5 protein-coding genes are annotated in these 5188 nt (G+C 70.9%); 2 read left to right on the forward strand and 3 right to left on the reverse strand.

Going from position 1 to position 5188, the window contains the following annotated elements:
* Positions 1-66 precede the first annotated feature (66 nt).
* Together slmA and AC2H6A_RS17710 are read left to right on the forward strand one after the other, a co-directional pair.
* Positions 67-675, forward strand: a complete 609-nt coding sequence (gene slmA, locus AC2H6A_RS17705; protein WP_484275043.1) for a nucleoid occlusion factor SlmA — start codon at positions 67-69, stop codon at positions 673-675.
* 47 nt (positions 676-722) lie between these two features.
* The gene (locus tag AC2H6A_RS17710; RefSeq protein WP_484275044.1) at positions 723-2171 is read left to right on the forward strand and encodes an amidase; all 1449 of its coding nucleotides are present in this window, start codon (positions 723-725) and stop codon (positions 2169-2171) included.
* Here the strand turns inward: AC2H6A_RS17710 and AC2H6A_RS17715 are convergent.
* From AC2H6A_RS17715 to gpmA, 3 genes are read right to left on the reverse strand one after another with little or no spacing between them, the layout of a single operon-like run.
* Positions 2119-2874 carry a HesA/MoeB/ThiF family protein gene (locus AC2H6A_RS17715; protein ID WP_484275045.1) on the reverse strand — a complete coding sequence of 252 codons (756 nt, stop codon included), beginning with the start codon at positions 2872-2874 and terminating at the stop codon, positions 2119-2121. The two genes, AC2H6A_RS17710 and AC2H6A_RS17715, sit on opposite strands and share 53 nt — an antisense overlap.
* Before the next feature lie 28 nt (positions 2875-2902).
* A complete protein-coding gene (locus AC2H6A_RS17720; protein WP_484275046.1) occupies positions 2903-4330 on the reverse strand; it encodes a S41 family peptidase in 1428 nt (475 codons plus the stop codon).
* 54 nt (positions 4331-4384) lie between these two features.
* Positions 4385-5134, reverse strand: coding sequence for a 2,3-diphosphoglycerate-dependent phosphoglycerate mutase (gene gpmA / locus AC2H6A_RS17725; RefSeq protein WP_484275047.1), 750 nt, complete (start codon positions 5132-5134; stop codon positions 4385-4387).
* Between the last annotated feature and the right edge of the window lie 54 nt (positions 5135-5188).

Below are 5188 nucleotides of genomic sequence, written 5' to 3' on the forward strand. Positions count from 1 at the left end.
GGGTCGCCGCGCGGGCCTTCAGCTACAATCCGCCGTCGCCCTGCCGCGGGCCGTGTCCCGACTCCGATGACCCCCGACAGCCCCGCGCCGGCCCGCCGGTCCCGCCCCAAGCCCGGCGAGCGTCGACTGCAGATCCTCCAGACCCTCGCCGGCATGCTCCAGGAGCCCGGCGGCGAGCGCGTCACCACCGCGGCGCTGGCCGCGCGCATCCAGGTCTCCGAAGCCGCGCTTTATCGGCACTTCGCCAGCAAGGCGCAGATGTTCGAGGGCCTCATCGAGTTCATCGAAGCCACGGTGTTCGGGCTGATCAACCAGATCGGCACCCAGGATGGCGACGGCCAGCGCCAGCTGCGCGCCATCGTCCTCATGCTCACCGGCTTCGCCGAGAAGAATCCCGGCATGACCCGTGTGCTGATCGGCGATGCCCTGGTCACCGAGCATGACCGCCTGCAGCAGCGCATCAACCGGCTGCACGATCGCATCGAGACCTCGATGCGGCAGTGCTTCCGGCTGGCGGTGGCCCAGCAGCGCCTGCCCCCAGACACCGACGCGGCAGTGCGCGCCGGCATCGTGATGGCCTTCGTCCAGGGCCGCTGGCTGAGCTATGCCAAGAGCGGCTTTCGCCGCCGGCCCACCGACCTCGTCGAGCAGCAGATCCCGCTGCTGATCGGCTGATCCGCGGCGCCGGGTGTGCGCCCGGTGCCCGCCCCCAGGAGACCCGCATGACCGATGACATCACCGCGCTGGGCGCCCTCGAGCTCTCGGCCGCCATCCACGCCCGCGCCGTCTCCTGCGAGGAGGTGATGCGCGCCTACCTCGACCGCATCGAGCGCATCAATCCGCAGCTCAACGCGATCGTGGCCCTGCGCCCGCGCGACACGCTGCTCGCGCAGGCGCGCGAGATGGACCGGCTCGCCGCCGAGGGCCGCTGGCTGGGCTGGATGCACGGCATGCCGCAGGCGATCAAGGATCTCTCGGCCACGAAGGACATTCCCACCACCCTGGGCTCGCCGCTCTACCGCGACTTCCTGCCGCCCGAGGACGGGCTGATGGTGCAGCGCATGCGCGCCGCCGGCGCGATCCTGATCGGCAAGACCAACACCCCGGAATTCGGCCTGGGCTCGCAGTCCTACAACCCGGTCTACGGCGTCACCCGCAACGCCTGGCAGCCGCAACTGTGCGCCGGCGGCTCCAGCGGCGGCGCGGCGGTGGCCCTGGCCGCGCGCCTGCTGCCGGTGGCTGATGGCAGCGACATGGGCGGCTCGCTGCGCAACCCGGCGGCCTTCAACAATGTCTTCGGCTTCCGGCCTTCCACCGGCGTGGTGCCCAAGCTGCCCGCGCCGGAGGTCTTCATCGAGCAGTTCGGCACCGAGGGCCCGATGGCCCGCTCGGTGCCCGATCTCGCCCGCTTGCTGGCCACCCAGGCCGGTGCGCATCCGCATGCGCCGCTGTCGCGCACCAGTGATCCGTCGTTGTTCGCCGCGCCCCTGGAGGCGCCGCCGCGCGGGCTGCGGGTGGGCTGGCTGGGCGATCTCGACGGTCACCTCGCCTATGAGCCGGGCATCGTCGAGTTGTGCCGCGGCGGCCTGAACGCGCTGGCCGGCCTGGGCATGGATGTGTCGGATTCGGCCCTGGGCTTCGACCCCGACCGGCTGTGGCAGATGTGGCTCACCCTGCGCAGCTGCGTGGTGGCCGGCGGCCGCTGGGACGACTACGCCAACCCGGCCCGCCGCGCGCAGATGAAGCCCGAGGCGGTGTGGGAGGTGGAGCGCGGCGCGGCCACCAGCGCGCTGGCGGTCTACCAGGCCTCGCGCGAGCGCACCGCCTGGCATCGGCACCTGCTTGGCCTGTTCAACCACTACGACATCCTGGTGCTGCCCACGGCGCAGGTGTTCCCGTTCGCGGCCGAGACCCACTGGCCGGAGCGCATCGGCGACCGCAAGATGGACACCTACCATCGCTGGATGGAGGTGGTGATCGGGCCCACCCTGGCCGGCGCGCCGGCGATCAGCGTGCCGGTGGGCTTCGGCCCCGGCGGCGCGCCCATGGGCATGCAGCTGATCGGCCCGCCCGGCGCCGACCTGCGGGTGCTGCAGGTGGCGCATGCCTACGATCAGGTCACTGGCTGGACCCGCCGCACACCGCGCATTGCGGATTGCGCGGCAGGCTGACCTCGGTGAAGCGGCCGGCCCGGCCGTCGATCAGCAGCAGCCGTCCCACCAGGGGCTCGCCGAAGCCGCCGATCAGCTTGAGCGCCTCGGCGGCCTGCATCGTGCCCACGATGCCGGTCAGCGGCGCGAACACGCCCATGGTGGCGCACTGCACCTCGTCCACCGCGCTGGCGGCCGGGAACAGGCACTCGTAGCAGGGCGAGCTCTCGCGGCGCGGGTCGAACACGCAGAGCTGGCCGTCGAAGCGGATGGCCGCGCCCGAGACCAGCGGCACGCGGTGCGCCACGCAGGCGCGGTTGACCGCGTGCCGCGTGGCGAAGTTGTCGCAGCAGTCGAGCACCACCGTGCTGGCGGCCACCGCGTCGGCGAGCGCCGCGCCTTCCAGCCGCCCGACGATCGCCTCGACGCGGATGTGCGGGTTGATCGCCAGCAGCGCGTCGCGGCCCGACTCGGCCTTGGCCCGCCCCAGGCTGGTCTGACGGTGCAGGATCTGGCGCTGCAGGTTGGTCAGGTCGACGCTGTCGCCATCGGCCAGCAGGATGCGGCCCACGCCGGCGCTGGCCAGGTAGAGCGCCGCGGGTGATCCCAGGCCGCCTGCGCCCACCACCAGCGCCGTGGCGCCGAGCAGCCGCTCCTGGGCCTCGATGCCGATCTCGTCCAGCAGGATGTGCCGGCTGTAGCGCAGCAGCTGTTCGTCGTTCAAGGCGTGCTGCCGCCGGCCAGGGCCGGGCTCAGGGGGTCTTGGCGGCGCCGGCCTCGGCGGGTGCGGCGCTGTCCTTGGGCCTGGCCAGCTGCACCGGCTTGCCCTTGAGGTGGTTCATGGCCTGGGCGAGCTGGTGATCGTCGGCTGATCCGAACTCCACCGGCTTGCGCTCGCGCAGCCGGGCATCGCCGGCGGCATCGGTGGGCTTGGGCACACTGGGCTTGGCCTCGGATTCCTTGTCGTTGGACAGGTGCCGGGTGAGGTCGGCCTCGCGCACGCGGAACTGGTTCACGTCGCCCTCGGGGGTTTCCTCGACCAGCAGGTCTGGCGCGATGCCCTTGGCCTGGATGGAGCGGCCGCTGGGGGTGTAGTAGCGCGCGGTGGTGAGCTTGATGGCGGTGTTGTTGGTGAGCGGCAGGATGGACTGCACCGAACCCTTGCCGAAGGTCTGGGTGCCCAGCACCGTGGCCCGCTTGTGGTCCTGCAGCGCGCCGGCCACGATCTCGGAGGCCGAGGCCGAGCCGCCATTGACCAGCACCACCATGGGCACCGAGCGCACCCCGGCCGGCAGGCGGGCGAGGAAGTCCTCTCGGGTGCCGCGCAGGTAGTCCTCGGGCACCGCGAGGTACTTGCGCTTGGCGTCGTCGGTGCGGCCGTCGGTGCTGGTGACCAGGGTGCGGGCCGGCAGGAAGGCTGCCGACACGCCGATGGCGCCATGCAGCAGCCCGCCGGGGTCGTTGCGAAGGTCGAGCACCAGTCCCTTGAGCGGGCCCTGCTGCTGCTTGTAGAGCCCGTCGAGCGCCTTGACCATGGTCTCGACGGTGTGCTCCTGGAACTGGGTGATGCGCACATAGCCGTAGCCCGGCTCGAGCAGGCGCGACTTCACCGACTGCACCCGGATCACATCACGGGTGATCTGCACGACGATCGGGCGCGGCTCGCCCTTGCGGGAGATGGTGAGGGTGATGGGTGTGCGTGGCTTGCCCCGCATGAGCTTGACCGCGTCGTTCAGCGGCATGCCCTTGGTGGGCTTCTCGTCGATCTTGATGATCAGGTCGCCGGCCTTGATGCCGGCCTTGGCTGCCGGGGTGTCCTCGATGGGCGACACCACCTTCACGAAGCCGTCCTCGGTGCCCACCTCGATGCCCAGGCCGCCGAATTCGCCCTGGGTGCCCACCTGGAGCTCCTTGAAGGCGTCGGCGTCGAGGTACTGCGAGTGCGGGTCCAGGCCGGAGAGCATGCCGCTGATCGCCTCGGTGATCAGCTTCTTGTCCTCGACCGCCTCCACATAGTTGGACTTGATGGCGCCGAAGACATCGGAGAACTGCCGCAGTTCGTCGAGCGGCAGCGGTGGCCGGCTGTCACGCTGGGCGACCGCCGAGATGCCGATGCTGATCAGCACGCCGGCGATGGCGCCGACCGTCAGCAGTCCGACTTGCTTCACTTTGCCATTCATGGGTTCGCCCTGGAGATCGACCCAGTATAAACCTGCGGCGGCGCCCCGGTGGGCTCAGGCCTTCGACTTGCCCTGGGCGGCCACCGCGGCCATGGCGGCGGCGATCTCGGCCTGGTCACCCAGATAGCCCCGGCTGAGCGGCCGCAGCTGGTCGTCGAGCTGGTAGACCAGCGGTCGGGCGGTGGGGATGTTCATGGCCACGATCTCGTCGTCGGAGAGATCATCCAGGTACTTGATCAGGGCGCGCAGCGAGTTCCCGTGGGCGGCCACCAGCACCCGGCGGCCGGTGCGGATGGTCGGCGCGATCACCTCGTTCCAGTAGGGCACCACCCGGGCCACGGTGTCCTTCAGGCACTCGGTGCGCGGGATCAGCGCCGGGTCGACGCCGGCGTAACGCGGGTCGGTCTCCGAGCCGCGGGGGTCGCCCGCCGGCAGCGGCTCGGGCGCGATCGCGTAGGCGCGGCGCCAGACCAGCACCTGCTCCTCGCCGTACTGGGCCGCGGTCTCGGCCTTGTTCAGGCCCTGCAGCGCGCCGTAGTGGCGCTCGTTCAGGCGCCAGGTGTGCTGCACCGGCAGCCACATGCGGTCCATCTCGTCGAGCACGCCCCAGAGCGTGCGGATCGCCCGCCGCAGCACCGAGGTGTAGGCGATGTCGAAGTCGTAGCCCTCGGCCCTGAGCAGCGCGCCGGCGCGGCGCGCCTCCTCGCGGCCGTTCGGGGTGAGGTCGACATCGGTCCAGCCGGTGAAGCGGTTTTCGAGGTTCCAGGTCGATTCGCCATGGCGAATCAGCACGAGTTTGTACATGGGCAAGTGCCTGTCAGGCTAAAGGGCAAAGCCAAGATTCTAGAATCGAGGGCT

The sequence above is a fragment of the Quisquiliibacterium sp. genome, assembly GCF_982640115.1.

What these genes read in the sequence shown, in the direction of transcription:
- AC2H6A_RS17710 (WP_484275044.1), top strand. Translation starts at nt 723, where the DNA reads ATGACCGATGACATCACCGCGCTGGGCGCCCTCGAGCTCTCGGCCGCC.
- AC2H6A_RS17720 (WP_484275046.1), bottom strand. Translation starts at nt 4,330, where the DNA reads ATGAATGGCAAAGTGAAGCAAGTCGGACTGCTGACGGTCGGCGCCATC.
- slmA (WP_484275043.1), top strand. Translation starts at nt 67, where the DNA reads ATGACCCCCGACAGCCCCGCGCCGGCCCGCCGGTCCCGCCCCAAGCCC.
- gpmA (WP_484275047.1), bottom strand. Translation starts at nt 5,134, where the DNA reads ATGTACAAACTCGTGCTGATTCGCCATGGCGAATCGACCTGGAACCTC.